At 72.8% G+C, this 16,521-nt stretch carries 15 protein-coding genes; 9 read left to right on the top strand and 6 right to left on the bottom strand.

Annotation, left to right across the window (positions count from 1 at the left end):
• Nucleotides 1–11: 11 nt before the first annotated feature.
• From argG to ACIBK5_RS34915, 6 genes are all read left to right on the top strand, one after another.
• The gene (argG, locus tag ACIBK5_RS34940; RefSeq protein ID WP_399026027.1) at nt 12–1,466 is read left to right on the top strand and encodes an argininosuccinate synthase; all 1,455 of its coding nucleotides are present in this window, start codon (nt 12–14) and stop codon (nt 1,464–1,466) included.
• 205 nt (nt 1,467–1,671) lie between these two features.
• Entirely contained in the window at nt 1,672–2,061 is a 390-nt protein-coding gene (locus ACIBK5_RS34935; RefSeq protein WP_399026025.1) for a DUF4333 domain-containing protein, read from the top strand.
• 37 nt (nt 2,062–2,098) lie between these two features.
• Complete coding sequence (locus ACIBK5_RS34930; protein ID WP_399026023.1) at nt 2,099–2,782, top strand: ABC transporter ATP-binding protein; 684 nt, start codon at nt 2,099–2,101, stop codon at nt 2,780–2,782.
• Nucleotides 2,783–2,809: 27 nt separating this feature from the next.
• Complete coding sequence (locus ACIBK5_RS34925) at nt 2,810–4,819, top strand: FtsX-like permease family protein (RefSeq protein ID WP_399026021.1); 2,010 nt, start codon at nt 2,810–2,812, stop codon at nt 4,817–4,819.
• A gap of 722 nt (nt 4,820–5,541) precedes the next feature.
• On the top strand, nt 5,542–6,309 hold the full coding sequence (locus ACIBK5_RS34920) for a DUF1775 domain-containing protein (protein ID WP_399026020.1): 768 nt from the start codon (nt 5,542–5,544) through the stop codon (nt 6,307–6,309).
• A gap of 142 nt (nt 6,310–6,451) precedes the next feature.
• Nucleotides 6,452–7,078 (top strand): TetR family transcriptional regulator, encoded by a 627-nt coding sequence (locus ACIBK5_RS34915; RefSeq protein ID WP_399026018.1) that lies wholly within the window; start codon nt 6,452–6,454, stop codon nt 7,076–7,078.
• A gap of 9 nt (nt 7,079–7,087) precedes the next feature.
• On the opposite strand, the gene ACIBK5_RS34910 is transcribed toward ACIBK5_RS34915, so the two are convergent.
• Genes ACIBK5_RS34910 through ACIBK5_RS34890 form a run of 5 tightly spaced genes read right to left on the bottom strand, consistent with a single transcriptional unit; the run spans nt 7,088 to nt 11,478 of the window.
• Entirely contained in the window at nt 7,088–8,125 is a 1,038-nt protein-coding gene (locus tag ACIBK5_RS34910; RefSeq protein ID WP_399026016.1) for an amidohydrolase family protein, read from the bottom strand.
• Entirely contained in the window at nt 8,122–9,141 is a 1,020-nt protein-coding gene (gene dmpG, locus ACIBK5_RS34905) for a 4-hydroxy-2-oxovalerate aldolase (RefSeq protein ID WP_399026014.1), read from the bottom strand. The genes ACIBK5_RS34910 and dmpG overlap by 4 nt, the downstream gene beginning before the upstream one ends.
• Nucleotides 9,138–10,076, bottom strand: a complete 939-nt coding sequence (locus tag ACIBK5_RS34900; RefSeq protein ID WP_399026011.1) for an acetaldehyde dehydrogenase (acetylating) — start codon at nt 10,074–10,076, stop codon at nt 9,138–9,140. Before ACIBK5_RS34900 ends, dmpG begins: the two co-directional genes overlap by 4 nt.
• 26 nt (nt 10,077–10,102) lie before the next feature.
• Nucleotides 10,103–10,891: a 2-keto-4-pentenoate hydratase gene (locus ACIBK5_RS34895; protein WP_399026009.1), complete on the bottom strand. Its 789-nt coding sequence runs from the start codon at nt 10,889–10,891 to the stop codon at nt 10,103–10,105.
• Nucleotides 10,888–11,478: a TetR family transcriptional regulator gene (locus ACIBK5_RS34890; RefSeq protein ID WP_399026007.1), complete on the bottom strand. Its 591-nt coding sequence runs from the start codon at nt 11,476–11,478 to the stop codon at nt 10,888–10,890. The genes ACIBK5_RS34895 and ACIBK5_RS34890 overlap by 4 nt, the downstream gene beginning before the upstream one ends.
• Nucleotides 11,479–11,614: 136 nt before the next feature.
• On the opposite strand from ACIBK5_RS34890, the gene ACIBK5_RS34885 reads away from it, so the two are divergent.
• Genes ACIBK5_RS34885 through ACIBK5_RS34875 form a run of 3 tightly spaced genes read left to right on the top strand, consistent with a single transcriptional unit; the run spans nt 11,615 to nt 15,077 of the window.
• A complete protein-coding gene (locus ACIBK5_RS34885; protein WP_399026005.1) occupies nt 11,615–13,207 on the top strand; it encodes a bifunctional 3-(3-hydroxy-phenyl)propionate/3-hydroxycinnamic acid hydroxylase in 1,593 nt (530 codons plus the stop codon).
• Nucleotides 13,204–14,067 (top strand): alpha/beta fold hydrolase, encoded by an 864-nt coding sequence (locus ACIBK5_RS34880; RefSeq protein ID WP_399026003.1) that lies wholly within the window; start codon nt 13,204–13,206, stop codon nt 14,065–14,067. The genes ACIBK5_RS34885 and ACIBK5_RS34880 overlap by 4 nt, the downstream gene beginning before the upstream one ends.
• Nucleotides 14,064–15,077, top strand: a complete 1,014-nt coding sequence (locus ACIBK5_RS34875) for a VOC family protein (protein WP_399026001.1) — start codon at nt 14,064–14,066, stop codon at nt 15,075–15,077. The genes ACIBK5_RS34880 and ACIBK5_RS34875 overlap by 4 nt, the downstream gene beginning before the upstream one ends.
• Before the next feature lie 7 nt (nt 15,078–15,084).
• Here ACIBK5_RS34875 and pntB read toward each other — a convergent pair whose 3' ends face one another.
• Nucleotides 15,085–16,518, bottom strand: a complete 1,434-nt coding sequence (pntB, locus tag ACIBK5_RS34870; protein ID WP_399025999.1) for a Re/Si-specific NAD(P)(+) transhydrogenase subunit beta — start codon at nt 16,516–16,518, stop codon at nt 15,085–15,087.
• Nucleotides 16,519–16,521 lie beyond the last annotated feature (3 nt).

The following is a 16,521-nucleotide window of genomic DNA, read 5'->3' as shown; positions in this document are numbered from 1 at the left end:
ATACTCTTCCTATGTCCAAGGTCCTCACCTCCCTGCCCGCCGGCGAGCGCGTCGGCATCGCCTTCTCGGGCGGTCTCGACACCTCCGTCGCGGTCGCGTGGATGCGCGACAAGGGTGCCGTCCCGTGCACCTACACCGCCGACATCGGCCAGTACGACGAGCCCGACATCGCCTCGGTGCCCGGCCGTGCGAAGACCTACGGTGCCGAGATCGCGCGTCTGGTCGACTGCCGTGCGGCGCTGGTCGAGGAGGGCCTGGCCGCGCTGACCTGCGGCGCGTTCCACATCCGCTCGGGCGGGCGGGCGTACTTCAACACCACGCCGCTCGGCCGCGCCGTCACCGGCACGCTCCTGGTCCGGGCGATGCTCGAGGACAACGTCCAGATCTGGGGCGACGGCTCGACCTTCAAGGGCAACGACATCGAGCGGTTCTACCGCTACGGCCTGCTCGCCAACCCGCACCTCAGGATCTACAAGCCCTGGCTGGACGCGGCCTTCGTGACCGAGCTGGGCGGCCGCAAGGAGATGTCGGAGTGGCTGCTCGCCCACGGGCTGCCCTACCGGGACAGCACGGAGAAGGCGTACTCCACGGACGCCAACATCTGGGGCGCCACCCACGAGGCCAAGACCCTGGAGCACCTGGACACCGGTGTCGAGACCGTCGAGCCCATCATGGGCGTCCGGTTCTGGGACCCCGAGGTCGAGATCGCCGCCGAGGACGTGACGATCGGCTTCGACCAGGGCCGCCCGGTGACGATCAACGGCAAGGAGTTCGCCTCCCCCGTCGACCTGGTCATGGAGGCCAACGCCATCGGCGGCCGGCACGGCCTCGGCATGTCGGACCAGATCGAGAACCGGATCATCGAGGCGAAGAGCCGCGGCATCTACGAGGCGCCCGGCATGGCGCTGCTGTACACGGCCTACGAGCGGCTGGTCAACGCGATCCACAACGAGGACACCCTCGCCCAGTACCACGCCGAGGGACGGCGGCTCGGCCGGCTGATGTACGAGGGCCGCTGGCTGGACCCGCAGGCGCTGATGATCCGCGAGTCGCTGCAGCGCTGGGTGGGCGCGGCCGTCACCGGCGAGGTGACGCTGCGGCTGCGGCGCGGTGAGGACTACTCGATCCTCGACACGACCGGCCCGGCGTTCAGCTACCACCCGGACAAGCTGTCCATGGAGCGCACCGAGGACTCGGCGTTCGGCCCGGTGGACCGGATCGGCCAGCTCACCATGCGCAACCTCGACATCGCCGACTCGCGCGCCAAGCTGGAGCAGTACGCCGGCATCGGCCTGATCGGCACCGGCAGCCCCACCATCGGCGCCTCGCAGGCGGCCGCGACCGGCCTCATCGGCACCATGCCGGAGCTGCCCGAGGGCGGCGCCGAGGCCATCGCCTCCCGCGGCGAGGTCTCCGAGGAGGACGCGTGGCTGGACCGCGCGGCCATGGAGTCCGGCACGGACTGACCGCTCCCCCGCTCGGAAGGGCCTGCTCGACACCGTTGGTGTCGAGCAGGCCCTTTTTCGTTCTCGCCGATCGGCCGAACGGCCGAGAGCCCGCGCCGCCGGGCTCCCGGGGATGTGGCCGAACGGCCGAGGCGCGTGCCCGCGCTCCAGGGCGAGAGTGGAGCCACTTCCTCTGCCGGACCCTGACCCGAACCAGGAGTACGAGATGCAGCGTGGTTTCCTCGTCGGTGCCGTCGGCGGTGTGACCGCCGTGGCCGCCGTGGGCGGTCTCCTCACCTGGCTGCTGGCCTCGAAGGACGTCCAGCACACCACGATCGACACCCTTCCCCGTGCCTTCTACGTGAAGGTGGACGGCCGCCTCGCGGTGGAGAAGTCCATCCTCGAGGCCCGTATCGACGGCTGGTATCACCCGCTGCCGTGGGTCGGGGAGGACATCCACGACGTGTCCTGCCCGGCCCATCTGAAGGCGGTGGCCGGTGCGACCGAGACGTGCACGGCCCGGGCCGACGGGGGGCGGGTCTCGATTCCCGTGCGCGTGATCAAGGTGGAGGGAGACCCCGCGACACCGCGGGTCACCTGGCAGTTCGAGCGCTGAACCGTTCGCTGACACCCACCCGGGAGCACACCGCGTCATGAGCATCGTCCTGGCCGGTCACGGCCTCATCAAGAAGTACGGCCCCACCACCGCACTGGCCGGCGTGGACGTCGAGGTCGCCGAGCGCGACTCGCTTGCCATCATGGGCCCGTCCGGCTCGGGCAAGTCCACCCTCCTGCACACCCTGGCCGGGATCATCAGGCCCGACGACGGTCAGGTCCTGCTGCGCGGCGAGCGGATCGACGAGTTCGGCGAGAACAGGCTGAGCGCGCTGCGCCGGAAGCGGTTCGGGTTCGTCTTCCAGTCCGGCCAGTTGCTGCCGGAACTGCCCGCCGAGGAGAACGTCGCCCTGCCGCTGATGCTGGAGGGCGTCCCGCGCCGGCAGGCCGTCGCCCGCGCCCGCCGCTGGTTCGCGCCGCTCGGGCTGGACGGCCTGGACAAGCGCCGCCCCGGACAGCTCTCCGGCGGACAGGCCCAGCGGGTCGCGATCGCCCGCGCCCTGGTGGGCGAACCGGACGTCGTCTTCGCCGACGAACCCACCGGCGCCCTGGACCAGAACACCAGCGAGGAGGTCGTACGGCTCCTCACCTCCGTCACCCGTGAGCAGGGCGCCGCCCTCGTCATGGTCACCCATGACGCCGACGTCGCCGCCCACTGCGCCCGGATCCTCCAGGTCCGCGACGGCCGGATCAGCGGCCACCACCAGTACACGGTCGTCTGACCCCAGCGCTCGCCACCGGAGACCTCGATGCGTTCCCCCGTCCTGCCCCTGACCTGGCACCTCGCCCGGTCCTCCGGCCGCCGCAGCCTGCAGAGCCAGGTGCTCGCCGCCTCGGCCGCCGCCGTCGGCGCCTTCGTGCTGCTGGTGATGATCGCCGCCTGTCTCGGCTCCGGCGCCCGCGCCGACCGCACCGCCTGGCGCCTGCCCGAAGCGGCTCCCGCCGAGTCGGCGACCGCCGTCCAGGCCATGACCACGACCTACGTACGCCATCGGCCCGTCACCGTCGTCAGCCTCGCCCGGCTCCCGGACCGGAGCCCCACCCCGGCGCCGCCCGGGCTGCGCGCCTTCCCGGAGAAGGGCGAGGTGTACCTCTCCCCCGCCCTGGCCGAGCTGATCCGCGAACTGCCCGCGCGCCAGCTCGCCGACCGCTTCCCGAAGCCGCGGTCCTACGGTGCGATCGGCGCCGCCGGACTCGCCTCCCCGGACGAACTGGTCGCCGTCGTCGGACGCGCGCCCGGTGACCCGGCGGTCTCCGCGTCGGCCGGGGGCGGCGGCTGGTACGACGACGGGCAGACGGCCCGCGCCCGGATCGCCGGGTTCACCGGCACCGAGCCGACCCTGTTCACCGGTGCCGACCGGCAGACGGCGCTGCTCGGCGCGGTGCTGCTGGTGGTGCCCGTCGTGGTGCTGGCCGCCGCGGCCGGACGGCTCGGGGCGGCCCGGCGCGAACAGCGGCTCGCCGCGCTGCGGCTGGCCGGGGCCACCCCGCGCCAGATCCTCGCGATGACCGCCGCCGAGGCGGCCGCGGTGGGCGCCGCCGGTGCCCTCGCGGGCGCCCTCGCCTACGTGACGCTGCTGCCCGCCCTCGCCGGGATCCCGTACGGCGTCGGCACCTGGTACACCGGCGAGCTGTGGGTCGGTCTGCCATGGCTCGCGGCGGTGGTGCTGGGGGTCACCGTCCTCCTCACGGCCAGCGCGGTGACCATGCTGCGCCAGGTGGCCACCTCGCCCCTGGGCGTGGCGCAGCAGGCCAACCCGCGCCGCACCCGCATGATCCGGCTCGTGCTCTTCGCCGCGGCTCTCGCCTACATCGTGCAGAGCACCGGCGGCCGGATGACGAGCCGGCGGATGGTCGTGCTGCTGGCCCTCTTCTACGGGGCGTTCTGGCTGTTCGGCCCGTGGGTCGTGGACCGGCTGGGGCGGGTCGCGGGCCGCTTCGCCCGCCGCCCCGCCACCCTGCTGGCCGCCCGCAGGCTCAGCGACGACCCGCGCGGCGCCTGGCGCACCGTCAGCGGCCTCGTCCTGGCGGGCTTCGTCGCCGGGTTCTTCTCCGTGAGCCGGCTGGACATCGGCTTCCCCGAGCACCCCGACCAGGTCGCGGTACTGACCGACGGCGGCGCCGACGCCCGGCACACGGCGGCCGAGGCCCGTGCGCTGCTCGACCGGGCGGGCGTCGAGGCGACCGTCACCACGGTGGACGACGGCGGCTTCGACACCGTGCTGCTCGGCAACACCGGTGTCGTCGCCCGGGTCCCCGGCGGGCCCGAGCGGATCGACGCGGCCGTCACCGCCCTGACACCCGCCGGGCAGGGCCGCTTCCCGGTCTCCCAGGACTATGTGTCCGCCCCGGACGAGACCGTCACCGACCGCGTCGCCACGGTCAGCACCGCCACGCTGCTCCTGAGCTTCCTCGTGGCGACGGCCTCCGCGGGACTGACCGCCGCCGCGGGCGTCCTGGACCGGCGCCGCGTCTACGGTCTGCTGAGGCTGTCCGGCACCCCGCTGCGGGTGCTGGACCGGGCCCGGGTCCGTGAGACGGTCCTGCCCCTGGTCGTCCTGGCCGGCGGCACCACCGCGATGGGCGTCTTCGGCGGCTACCAGCTCAACCAGGCGGCCGGGGCCACCGTCGACAGCTCAGGCGCGCTCCGGCTCGCGGTCTGCGTGACCGTCGGCGCGCTGGCGATGCTCGCCGCGATCGGGGGCAGCAGACCTCTGCTGCGCAGGGTGACGGCGAACCCGGCTCAGACGGCGGACTGACCGCCGGCCCCCCGTCTGAACAGCCCTTCCGCACCTGACGTATACGACGGGGTGAACGTCGGTGCGAGCGTGCGGGCGGGCATGTTCGCCCTCGTCGGCAGCGTGCTCGCCGTTCTCGGGCACCACGCCGTCGCCGAGGGGGCGGTGCCCTGGCGGCTCGTCGCCGGGTTCGGCCTGGTGCAGTTCGCGGCCGTCCGGCCCGTCGCCCGCCGTCGCCTCTCCCTGCCCACCGTGGCCGTGGCCACCCTCGGGGCGCAGGGAGTTCTGCACGCCGGACTGACTCTGGCGGGCGGCGCCCACGCCACCGGGGCGGGTCATGCCGGGCATCAGGGGACGGGCGGGGGCGACGGGCACGCCTGGCACCAGGTCTCGGCGGGCATGACGGCCGCCCATGTCGTCGCGGCGCTGGCGGCGGGCTGGCTGCTGCACCGGGCCGACGCGGCACTGTCGGCCGCGTTCGCCGCCGTCCGCACCGTGCGGCGCGTCGCCGCCGCCGTTGTGGCCCGCGTACGGCGGCCCCTGCTGCCCGCGGACGGCGCCGGGGGCGCGCCGGCCGCCGTGCGGCTGCTGGGCCGCTTCGACGCTCCGTCCGCCCCACGGACCCGAACGCTGGACCACGCGCTGGTGCGCAGGGGCCCACCGGGACGCGTACCCGTCCCGGTCGTCCCCTCATCCGGGCCGCGGCTTCGCCGTGCCCGGCTTCACCAGCAAGGAGCTCCCGCATGTCCACGTACCACTGCGCCTGTGCCGTACGGCGCGTCGCCGTCGTCGGCGCGGCCGTCATCACAGCCGCCCTCACCGCGACCGGAACGGCCTCGGCCCATGCCGAGGTCGAGGCCGACAAGCCGCAGGCCCTGGCCGAGAACGTCACCCTGGCCTTCGTCTCCGAGGCCGAGTCCGACTCGGCGGGCTTCACCCGGCTCCAGGTCGTCCTGCCCGAGGGCATCGCACCCGCCGACGTGACACTCGCCGAGGGGCCCAAGGGCTGGAAACTGAAGCCCGGCGCCGACGGCTACACCATCGGCGGCCCGGCCCTGGGCACGGGCGTGGACGCCGAGCACAAGATCAAGGTACGGCGGCTCCCCGATGCCGCGGAACTGGTCTTCAAGACGGTCGAGACCTACAGCGACGGTGAGGTCTCCCGCTGGATCGAACTGCCGTCCGGCGACAAGGAACCGGCCCAGCCCGCGCCCGTTCTGAAGCTGAAGGCGGCGGCGCCGGGTACGAAGCCCACCGACTCAAGCCCCAGCCCCACCTCCGGCTCCAGCTCCGGCTCCAGCCCCAGCTCCGGCCCCAGCTCGGGCCCCGCCTCGCCCGAGGCCTCGGGCCCGGCTCCGTCCGAGGTCTCCCCCGCCGGTGACACCACCGCGGCCGGGGACGACGGTCCGTCTCCGGGCCTGGTCGCGGGCGGCGTACTCGTGGCCCTGCTCGGCGTCGGCGGCGGCGCGTGGTGGCTGGTGAAGCGCCGCACCGGCGGAGCCGGCGCCTGACCCGTACGCGGTCTGCCGCGGCCGTGCCGCCTCCCCGGTGAGGAGGCGGCACGGATCCGCCCGCACGGCCTGCCCGACCTAGAGTGGGGCTGCGCAAGGGACCCGTCGATCGCGGGCCCGCACGAGCGGGAGAGGCAGGCACATGACCAGGCCGCAGACGGCACGCAGGAAGCGTGCGAACGGGGTGGAGTCACGTCAGCGGATCCTCGACGCGACAGTGGAGATCGCCGGCGAACGGGGCTACGAGGGCACCTCCATCGCCGCCGTCAGCGCCAAGTGCGGACTGCCCGCCAGCTCGATCTACTGGCACTTCAAGGACAAGGACGACCTCATCGCCGCCGTCATCGAGCGCAGCTTCGAGACCTGGCTCCAGGCCGTCGAACTGCCCGGCGAAGACACCGGCACACCCCTGGAACGCGTCACCGCCATGGCCGCGAACATCGCCAGGTCCCTGGTCGACGCACCGGACTTCCTGCGCCTCGGACTGATGCTCGCCCTGGAACGACGCCCCGTCGAACCCCGCGGCCGCACCGTCTTCCTCCAGGTCCGCGAAACCGCCGCCCGGCGCATCGCGGAGACGGTCGAGACCCTCTTCCCCGACCTGGACGAGGACGCCGTGCGCACCCTCACCACCTACGCCGTCGCCGGTGCCGACGGTCTCTTCGTGCACCGGGAGATCCACGGCGACGCCGTCGACCTGGTGGCGATGCTCGAACTGCACGCCGAGGTGGTGTACGAGGCGGCGAGCCGCATGGCGGCCGGCCGCTGAGGCAGGGCATCAGCCGTCGCCGGGTTGCACGAGCCGGAAGAGCAGCCGGGCGGCTGCCCGCCGGGCGGACCGGCGCAGACGGTAGGGGAGCGGGCGGGCCGGTGCCGGCGTGGGTGCGGCGGCCAGTCGGGGGAAGAGCGCAGCGGCGTTGGCGCGGTTGACGGCCGTGACGGCTGCTGGGTCGAGGCCGGTGTCCAGGCCGATCGCGAAGTACTGGCCGGCCGCGGCGGGGGCGAAGGGCCAGTCGCTGCCGAACAGAACGCGTTCGGGGCGGGCGAAGGCGAGCAGGGTGGGCAGGGCCGCCGGGCTGGAGGACAGGGCCGTGTCGAAGTAGAAGCTCCGGAAGTCGTCCAGGACGTCCAGGGGACTGCGCCCGGTCTCGGCGGCGAGGGCGACGGCCATGCGGTGGGAGGCGTAGGGGACGAACCCTCCGGCGTGGCTGAGGATGAACCGGATGTTCGGGTACGTGCGGACGACACCGTTGCGGACGAGGAGGTAGGCGGCCCGCGTGGTGTCGAGGAGGAAGTCGGCGGCGAACGGCGGGATGTGCTCGACGGCCGGTGCGGGCAGCTCGGCCGGATGGACGAGGACGACCGCGCCGCGTTCGTCCAGGGTCCGCCACAGGGGGTCCTGGCCGTCCGCGCCCAGGTAGGTGCCCTGGTTGTTGGCGAGCAGGGTGACGCCGTCGGCCCCCAACTCGTCCAGGGCCCGCCGGGCCTCCTCGGCGGACGCGGTGGGGCCGGGCATGGGCAGGGTGGCGAACTGACCGAAGCGGCCCGGGTGTTCGGCGGTGAGGGTCGCGCCGTGGTCGTTGAGCCGTCGGGCCAGGGCCGCCGCCTCGGCCGGGTCGGTGAGGAATCCGGTGCCGGGGGTGGAGACCGACAGGAGGGCCGTGGTGATGCCCAGCAGGTCCATGAGCTCCAGCGCGGACCAAGGGCTCCAGTCGGGCAGGGCGCGGCCGCCCGCCTCGGCGATGCCGGCCTCGGCGAGCAGGTCGCGGTAGAAGGGCGGCACGATGTGCTGGTGTACGTCGATACGGCCCGTCATGACGTGACGCCCTCTCCCCGGACCAGGTCGAGCGCCACGTCGGTGATCATGTCCTCCTGGCCGCCGACCATTCCGCGCCGGCCGACCTCGACGAGCAGGCTGCGGGCGTCGACGCCGTAGCGGGACGCGGCCTCCTCGGCATGGCGCAGGAAGCTGGAGTAGACGCCGGCGTAGCCGAGGGTGAGGGTCTCGCGGTCGATCCGGACGGGGCGGTCCTGCAACGGCCGTACGAGGTCGTCGGCGGCGTCCTGGAGCGCGAACAGGTCGCAGCCGTGCGGGAGTCGGAGCTTGTCGGCGGCGGCGACGAACACCTCCAGGGGCGCGTTCCCGGCTCCGGCGCCCATGCCGGCCAGCGAGGCGTCGACGCGGTGGGCGCCGTGCTCGACGGCGGTGAGCGAGTTGGCCACGCCGAGGGAGAGGTTGTGGTGAGCGTGGATGCCGATCTCGGTGGCCGGGTCGAGGGTCTGCCGGAGGGCGTCGACGCGGGCTGCGACGCCCTGTGTCGTCAGCGTGCCGCCGGAGTCGACGACGTAGACGCAGGTGGCGCCGTAGCTCTCCATCAGGCGTGCCTGACGGGCCAGTGCCGCGGGGTCCGTCATATGGCTCATCATCAGGAAGCCGACGGTGTCCATGCCGAGTTCGCGTGCCGCGGCGATGTGCTGGGCCGAGATGTCGGCCTCGGTGCAGTGGGTGGCCACGCGGACGACGGACGCCCCGGCGGCGTGGGCGTCGCGCAGGTCGTGGACGGTGCCGATGCCGGGGAGCAGGAGGGTGGCGACCCGGGCCCGGGTGACCACCGAGGCGACGGCCTCGATCCACTCCAGGTCGGTGTGTGCGCCGAAGCCGTACACGCAGGAGGAGCCCGCGAGCCCGTCCCCGTGGGCGACCTCGATGGAGTCGACTCCGGCGGCGTCGAGTGCGGTGGCGATGGCGGCCGCCTGGGCGGTGGTGTACTGGTGCCGGACGGCGTGCATGCCGTCCCGGAGGGTGACGTCGCTGATGTACAGGCGGTTCATCGGGCCACCCCCAGCGGTGTGCGCAGGGCGATGCGCTCGGCCGCGGCGACGGCCGCGGAGGTCATGATGTCGAGGTTGCCGGCGTAGGCGGGCAGGTGGTCGGCGGCGCCGGTGACTTCGAGCATGACGGTGACCCTGGTGCCGGTGAACGGGCCGACGCCCGGGATGTGCAGGGTGTCGTGCCGGTCGAACTGGACGCTCTGTTTGAGCCGGTAGCCGGGCACGTACGCCCGGACCCTCTCGGCCGTCGCCAGGATGCTCCTCTCGATGGCCGCTTGGTCGCAGTCGCCCTCGACCAGGCAGTACACGGTGTTGCGCATGAGCAGGGGCGGCTCGGCCGGGTTGAGGATCATGACGGCCTTGCCGTGGTGGGCACCGGCGACCTCGCGCAGGGCGCGGGAGGTGGTCTCGGTGAACTCGTCGATGTTGGCGCGGGTGCCGGGGCCGGCGGACCTGGCGGCGATGGAGGAGACGATCTCGGCGTACGCGACGGGAGAGATCTGCGCGACGGCCGCCGCGATCGGCACGGTGGCCTGGCCGCCGCAGGTGACCATGTTCAGGTTCGGGGCGTCGAGGTGGGCGTCGAGGTTGACCACGGGCACGCAGTACGGGCCGATCGCGGCGGGCGTGAGGTCGAGGACCCGGACACCGGTGGGCTCCAGCTTGGCCCAGTTGGCCGCGTGCGCGGGCGCGGACGTGGCGTCGAAGACCAGCCTGATGTCCTCGAAGCCGGGAAGCGCCAGCAGTCCGTCGACACCGTCGGTGGTGGTGGCGACACCGAGCCGACGGGCCCGGGCCAGGCCGTCGGAGGCGGGGTCGATCCCGGCCATGGCGCTCATGGTGAGCGCGCCGGATCCGCGCATGATCTTGATCATCAGGTCGGTGCCGATGTTGCCGGAGCCGATGACGGCCACCGGCCAGGGAGCAGGGGGCATGGAAGGTCTCCTGGGGGAAGGGCGGATCAGAGGAAGCTCACCGTCACCGGCCCGAGGCCGCTGAAGCGTGCCTCCACCTTCTGGCCTGCGGTGACGAACGGGGCGGTGGTCATCGCGCCGGGCAGGATCACATGGCCCGCTTCCAGCGCGCTGTCGAAGGCGTACAGCGTGTCGGCCAGCCAGGCGACGGCGGCGGCCGGATGGCCGAGCACCTCCCGGCCGCTGCCCGAGGCGACGCGCTCGCCGTCGACCAACAGGTCGACCTGGACGGCGGGCAGGTCGGGCACCTCGCCGAGAGGCGTCCAGGCGCCGACGACGAGACCGGCCGAGCTGGCGTTGTCCGCGACCGTGTCCGCCAGGGTGATCCTCCAGTCGCGGATCCGGCTGTCGACGATCTCCAGCGCGGGCGCGACCGCCTCGGTCGCCGCGAGGACGTCCGCGACGGTGACGCCGGGGCCGCGCAGGGGTTCGGCGAGCCGGAAGCAGATCTCCGGCTCCACGCGTGGGGCGCAGTACCTGCTCGCGCCCACCGCACCGCCGTCGCGGTGGACCATGTCGTCCAGCAGATGCCCGAAGTCCGGCTCGTCGACGCCGAGCAGCCGCTGCATCGCGGCCGAGGTCAGCCCGACCTTGTGGCCGACGACCGTGGCACCGGCGGTCAGCCGGCGGGCGATGTTGCCCTGCTGGACGGCGTAGGCGTCTGCGGTGTCCAGGCCGGGGAACAGCTCCGACAGCGGGTCGACCGGAGCCACGTGGCGTTCGGCGTCGCGCAGCAGCCGGCGGGCTTCCTCGCGCTGGGTGGCGGTCAGGGTCATGCTGTGCTCCTCGAGGCCAGGCGGCTCGCCGCGTCGTGGACCAGCCGGGCGTGCAGTGCGAACATCGCCACCAGGTCGACGGCGTCGCCGTGGATCTCCCGGTGCACGAACAGGCCGTCGGCACCGGCGACGGCGTAGGTGGTGAGGGTGCGGACCGCGTCCTCGTCCAGGCGCGGGAACAGCGTCCCGGCCACCTCGGCGATCCGGCGGGCCGAGATCTCCCGGACCTGGAGGAACACCGTGCGGCCCCGGGGCTCCACGGGCCGCCGTTCCAGCGCCAGCATCAGTCCCAGGCGCAGGAAGTCCGGTGCGTCGACCAGGGACCTGGCGATGTTCGCGGCCATGGCGGTGACGCGTTCCAGGGGTGTGCCGGTGTCTTCGCCGGGCAGTTCGACGGCCTGGAGCCAGGTCTCGAAGCTGCGCTCGATGACGGCGGCGATGAGGTCGTCCTTGTCCTTGAAGTGCCAGTAGATCGAGCTGGCGGGCAGTCCGCACTTGGCGCTGACGGCGGCGATGGAGGTGCCCTCGTAGCCCCGTTCGCCGGCGATCTCCACTGTCGCGTCGAGGATCCGCTGACGTGACTCCACCCCGTTCGCACGCTTCCTGCGTGGCACTTGACCCTCTCTCTCACCCTGCTTACCGTAGCGGTCATTCCAATTGGAGTAAACACTACAGCAGTGAGCGCGCAACACCCTCCGACAAGGACGAGAGCGAGGTGGCCCGGTGGTCGGGATCAGACCGGGAGAGACGGCCTACGACGTGGCCGTGATCGGCTACGGGCCCACAGGGGTCACGGCGGCGAACCTGCTCGGGGCGATGGGCCTGCGGGTCGTCGTGCTGGAACGCGACGCCGAGATCTTCTCCCGCGCCCGGGCGATCTCCACGGACGAGGAGGTCATGCGGATCTGGCAGCGCGTCGGTCTGGACGGGCGGCTCAAGCGGGACATGCTGGCCGAGCGGCCCTGTGACTTCGTCGACGCGCGCGGCCGGGCCTTCGTCAGCGCCCGCCCGGCCTCGCGCGGCCACGGCCATCCGCCGCAGCTGTTCCTCTACCAGCCGGCGGTGGAACGGGTCCTGCGCGACGGGGCCGGCCGCTACCCGAACGTCGAGGTACTGCTGCGGCACGAGTGCCTGCGGCTGCGGCAGGACGCCGACGGCGTGGAGCTGACGGTGGCGGGCACCGCCGACGACTCCGTACGGCGGCTGCGCGCCGCGTACGTGATCGCCGCCGACGGCGGGTCCAGCCTCAGCCGGGCCCAGCTGAACGTCGGCTACGAGGGCCGGACCTACGAGGACCGCTGGGTGGTCATCGACACCGAGATGCTGAAGCCCTGGCCGGACCACGACCGGCTGCGCTTCCGCTGCGACCCGGCCCGGCCCGCCGTGGACTGCCCGACCCCGCTCGGGCACCACCGCTGGGAGTTCCCGATCCTGCCGAGCGACGACGAGACATATCTGACCACGGACGAGGCGGTGTACGCGCTGGTGGCCCGATACGGCATCAGCCGGGACAGCGTCAAGGTCCTGCGCGCCACCGTCTACAGCCACCACGTCCGCTTCGCGACCCGCTTCCGGGTGGGCCGGGTCTTCCTCGCCGGGGACGCGGCCCACGCCATGCCGCCGTGGATCGGCCAGGGCATGGCCGCCGGAGTGCGTGACGTGGCCAACCTGTGCTGGAAGCTGGCGGCCGTGCTGCGGGGGGAGCTCCCCGAGTCGCTGCTCGACAGCTACGAGGCCGAACGCATGCCGCACGTCAGGGAGGTGACGAAGCGGGCGGTGTTCGTCGGGCGGGTCATCACCGAGCGGCGCCGACCGGTCACCCGGGTCCGTGACACCGTGCTGCCCTTCCTGAACCGGGTGCCGAGGTTCAGCGCCTGGTTGCAGGACTCCCAGTGGATACCCCAGGCCCGCTATGCCGACGGGTTCATGGCAACGCCCCGTACCCGCGCCGCCGGAAGTCAGCTCCCCCAGCCCCGGGTGACCGGGCCCGACGGCGAACGGGTGCGGCTGGACGACACGCTGGGCGGACGCTGGCTGCTGCTGCACGCCCGCACCGAGACCGCGCAGCCGACGTGGCCGGTCCCCTCGCTGACCGTCACGCCCGCCGGTTCAGCTGCGGCCGAGGGCACGCTCGTCGACAGTGACGGCGTGCTGCTGCCCTGGCTGGACCGGCACCGCGCGGCCACCGTCGCCCTGCGCCCGGACGCCTATGTCTACGCCGCCGCCCGCACCGGCGAGCGGCTCCCCTCTCCCCCGGCGGGGTTCACCCCGCTCGCGCACCCGACCGCCTCGACGCCCCAGGGAGGGCCCCGATGACCGCACCGACCTCCAGGCGGGAGCGTCTGCTCGACGTGTCCGGACGGAAGATCTTCGTCACGGAGACCGGCGAGGGCCCGCCCGTCCTGCTGCTGCACGGCGGCGGCCCCGGAGCCTCCGGCGTCTCCAACTACACGCGCAACATCGCCGCGCTGGCGAAGGAGTACCGGGTCATCGTCCCCGACCTGCCCGGCTACGGCCGCAGCACCAAGGGCGTCGACGCCACCGACCCGTTCGGACACCTCGCCGACGGCATCCGCGGACTGCTGGACGAACTCGGCCTGGAGAAAGCCCATCTGGTGGGCAACTCCTACGGCGGTGCCTGTGCGCTCCGGCTGGCCCTGGACACCCCCGGCCGGGTCGGCCGCATGGTGCTCATGGGCCCCGGCGGCATCGGCACCACCCGCGGCCTGCCCACGCCGGGCCTCACCAGCCTGCTGAACTACTACCAGGGGGACGGGCCGTCACGGGCGAAGCTGGAGAGGTTCATCCGCCAGTACCTCGTCTTCAACGCCGCCGACGTCCCCGACGCCGTGATCGACGCGCGCTACGAGGCGAGCATCGACCCCGAGGTGGTGGCCGCCCCGCCGCTGCGCCGCCCCACCGGGCCGAACGCCCTGCGCACCCTGTGGAGGATGGACTTCACCCGCGACCGGCGGCTCGCCCGGCTGCCCGTGCCGACGCTGGTGCTGTGGGGCGCCGCCGACCGGGTCAACCGGCCCTCCGGCGGGGCGATGCTGGCCGGGCGCATGCCCGACTGCGATCTGTATCTGGTCGCCAACACCGGCCACTGGGTGCAGTTCGAGCGCGCGGACCTCTTCAACCGGCTCTGCGCCGGCTTCCTGGCGGGCCGGCGATGAGGACTCCCGGGAACACCTCGGTCTTCGGCTCGGTCCACCTCGGCTACCTCGTCGTCGAGACCGAACGCCTCGCCGACTGGCGCCGCTTCGGCAGGGACGCCATCGGTATGCACCGCGACGATCTCTCCCGCGATGTGACGCGGTTCCGGCTCGACGAGCAGGAGTGCCGGTTCCTGCTGCGGCGCGGTCCCGCCGAGGACGTCGTCGCGACCGGCTGGCACATCGACGACCACCCGGCGTTCGAGCGGATCGAGGCCCGGATCCGGGCCCATGGCGTGCCATTGCGGGAGGGCACGGCCGATGAGGTGGCCTTGCGCGGCGTCGAGCGCCTGCTGCGCTTCCCCGGGCCCAAGGGCATCACGCAGGAGATCTACACGACCCCGGTGCGGTCGGCCGAGCCGTTGCGGATGCTCGCCTCGGGCTTCGTCACCGGCGAGGCGGGCATGGGGCATGTCGCGATCACGTCCACCCGGCCGGAGCGGCTGCGCGGCTACTTCGACACGGTCTTCGACGCCCGGCTGACCGACTGCATCGACGAGACGATCAGCGGAGTCAAGCTGAGGATCCGCTTCCTGCGCGTCAACGAACGCCATCACTCCATCGCCGTGGCCGCCGTCCGGGGCCTGCCGGTCGACCCGGTCCGCACGCGGGTCCAGCACCTCAACATCCAGACGACGACCCTGGACGACCTGGCCCGGAGCTATCAGCGCGTGCACGAACTCGGCTTCGACATGGCCCTGTCCGTCGGTCAGCACACCAACGACAAAGAGCTGTCCTACTACGCCCGCACGCCCTCGGGCTTCGAGTGGGAGGTCGGCTGGAACCCGGTCGTCGTCGACGAGTCGACCTGGGAGCCGAGCACCCACCAGGGCATCAGCGTCTGGGGGCACACCCCGGTGGGAGAGACGATCGTCGGCAAACTCGGCCAGTTCGGCCTCGCCGCCCGCTCCCTGGCACGCGTCGAGGACACCGTCCCCGCCCTCAGCGGCAACGGTGTCCCCGACGGCTGAGCACGGCTCAGCGTGACGTGCCGGCCATCTCCGGGACCGGCGCGTCGAGGGCGTCCAGTCCGCGCAGGATGTCCTCGACCCGCTGCTTGGCGTCGCCGAAGAGCATCTGCGTGTTCTCCCGGAAGAACAGCGGGTTCTGCACTCCGGCGTACCCGGCGGCCATCGACCGCTTGAAGACGATCACGTTGCCCGCCTCCCACACGTGCAGCACCGGCATGCCGGCGATGGGGCTTGACGGGTTGTCGGTGGCGGCCGGGTTGACGGTGTCGTTGGCGCCGATGACCAGGACGACCGAGGTGGCGGCGAAGTCGTCGTTGATCTCGTCCATTTCGAGGACGACGTCGTAGGGCACGTTCGCCTCGGCGAGCAGCACGTTCATGTGCCCGGGCAGCCGGCCGGCGACGGGGTGGATACCGAAGCGCACCTCGACGCCCCGCTCGCGCAGCTTGCGCGCCAGTTCGGCGACCGGGTACTGGGCCTGGGCGACCGCCATGCCGTAGCCCGGGGTGATGATCACCGAAGTGGCGTTGCCGAGGAGTTCGGCGGTCTCCTCGGCGTTGATCTCCCGGTGCTCGCCCTGCTCGCCCTCGTCGGCGGCCGCCGCCGGGGTGCCGAAACCGCCCGCGATCACCGAGATGAAGGAGCGGTTCATCGCCTTGCACATGATGTACGACAGGTAGGCACCGGAGGAGCCGACCAGCGCGCCGGTGACGATCAGCAGGTTGTTGGCGAGCAGGAAGCCCGAGGCCGCCGCCGCCCAGCCGGAGTAGCTGTTGAGCATGGAGACGACCACCGGCATGTCACCGCCGCCGATGGAGGCGACCAGGTGCGCGCCGAGGGCGAGCGCGACCACGGTGACGGCGATGAGCAGTCCGATGTTCGGGCGGGCCACGAACGCGACGGTGAGCGCGACGAAGGCGACCAGGGCGCCCACGTTGAGGATGTGCTTGCCGGGCAGCGTCAGCGGGCTCGACTTGATCCGCGCGGACAGCTTCAGATACGCGACGACCGAGCCGGTGAAGGTGACGGCGCCGATGAACACCCCGATGAACACCTCGGCGTGATGGATACCCAGCAGCGAACCGCTGAGCCCGGGATCGACGTCGAGGTAGCCGTTCCAGCCGACGAACGTGGCGGCGAGGCCGACCAGGCTGTGCATGATGGCGATCAGCTCCGGCATGCCCGTCATCTCGACGACCCGGGCCCGCCACAGGCCGATGCCGGCGCCGACGGCCGTGGCGACGGCGATCAGCACGAGACCGGTGGTGGTGATGCTCCGGGAGGCGAGACCGACGGTGGCGGCCAGGGCGATGACCATGCCCGCGATGCCCCAGACGACTCCCGAGCGGGAGGTCCGGTGCTGCGAGAGGCCGGCCAGGCTGAGGATGAACAGCAGCGCGGCGACGACGTAGGCGGCCTCTGCGGCCGTGACTGTGGTCATCCG

The organism is Streptomyces sp. NPDC050546 (assembly GCF_044457425.1).
In the GTDB taxonomy this organism is placed as follows: Bacteria; Actinomycetota; Actinomycetes; order Streptomycetales; family Streptomycetaceae; genus Streptomyces.
Note: the sequence above shows the minus strand (reverse complement) of the source record. Positions and strands in the feature narration are given on the sequence as shown.